Below are 1,654 nucleotides of genomic sequence, written 5' to 3'. Positions count from 1 at the left end.
TTGCACCCCGCTTTTAGCCTGCATATTAGGCTTAATATCTGAAGTCTTGATCACCACAAAATCTAAGGGGTAGATATGGGCATCATCTAGGCTAATACTACTTGAATAGTTGTTTAACTTTTGCATAGCAATAGTTTGCCCTATCTCAATGGGTCTTTCATTTTCTTTAAGGCCGGATAGGCTTTTAGATTCGTCAATAGCCTTTTGATTTTGCCTTATAGCTTTAATCGCCTCATCTGCTTTTAGCCCTAAAGCTCTAGCCTCTTTAATCACTTCAGCGGTACTCTTAGGTGCTGTATCCTCTAAAAAAAGTCTTTGGTTTTGCTCTTTAAGCGCTTTAAACTCCGCATAACTTAAACCCTTAGCTTTAGCCTCTTTATAAATCTCTGATGTGCGTTTGTAGGGGAGTAGTTTAGGCTCTTGACTTTTAAGGGGGGATTGTGTAGCTTGAATACTACTTGATAAAGGTTTGTCAATGTTTCCTTTACCACCCTCTAAACTTTCCTTTTGGTTTAATAAAGATTCTGGGCGATTATACGCGATGTCTGCGTCGGAAGATGTTTCCTTTGAATATGATTTTAAGGGGGGTTTTTGGTCGCCTTTTAAGTCCTCTAAAGACTTTCTAACTAATACAGATTTTTCAGAATATGAATGTTTATCTAAACTTACCACGAATGAAGCAAAGTCTTTAATGTCTAAATCCAAACCTTGAGCTAGCTTTTGACTTTTTTCTGTAAGTGCCTCTATTTCCTTATAAGATAGCGTTCTTTTTACCTCCTGCTCCCTTAGCACATGGTAGTTACTATCCATTTGCTTTTTAATGTCCCAATTTTTCTTAGTATTTAGCTGTATCTCAGAAGGCACGCCGTTAAACTCAAATTGTATATGCACACCCTTATACCCGCTGGCGTTTCTGTGCTGTAATTCTATTGTAGGTTTTATCCCTCTTGATTTTAAACTATCCTCTAGTCTTATTAACTCTGTATCTAAGTGGGCATTATCTTTACTAATTACTGCCCCTCTTAGATAATCACTTATTTTACTTATATCCCCCTGTTTGCGCGCAATCTTACTTTCAATGCTAGCTTCACTTTTAAGGATTTGGCCTAATTCTAAGGAATTATTAGCACTCTTAAGATTTTCTAAAAACCCTTTAAACTCCACCTCTTGAGCTTTAGCTATGTTATAAAGTTCTGTAGCTTTTGCTTTAAAATCTTGACTTTCTAAAGCCTTTACATCTGCTTCACTCTCTAAAGCCTTAACATTCTGTTCTGCCGTTTCATTCCGTAAACCTCTAGCATTTACAGGCGCTTCACTTTGTAGAGCTCTTGCCTCATTTACAGCCGCTTCACTTTGTAGCGCTCTTGCCTCTATATTTGCTTGAGTTGTTCCACTCTCTGTATTAGGGGTTGTGCTTACTTCTCTATTAGGCTTTAATTCCCCACTAGTGCTTAATCCCTCAGATTGTGTACTTCTTGGTAGTGCCCCCTCAATCTCTCTAAGTAGGGCTTTAGTGGCATTATTAAATTCCACTCTATTGGCGATTCTGTTTAGATTTTGTTTAAAGCTTTCTATGCTATGGCTTTTATTTAAGGCGGCCTTAATGTGGTATCTGAGTGCTGCTGCGCTGACCTTATCATTAAAGGCTTTAGCA

General features: G+C 38.0%; 1 pseudogene. It reads right to left on the bottom strand.

The features are described 5' to 3' along the window. Positions 1 to 1,654 (bottom strand): annotated as a pseudogene (locus tag G6Q00_RS08120) (hypothetical protein); the annotation flags it as partial.

It is taken from the genome of Helicobacter suis, assembly GCF_902196125.1.
GTDB lineage: Bacteria > Campylobacterota > Campylobacteria > Campylobacterales > Helicobacteraceae > Helicobacter > Helicobacter suis_B.
This window is presented reverse-complemented; position numbering and strand designations above follow the sequence as displayed.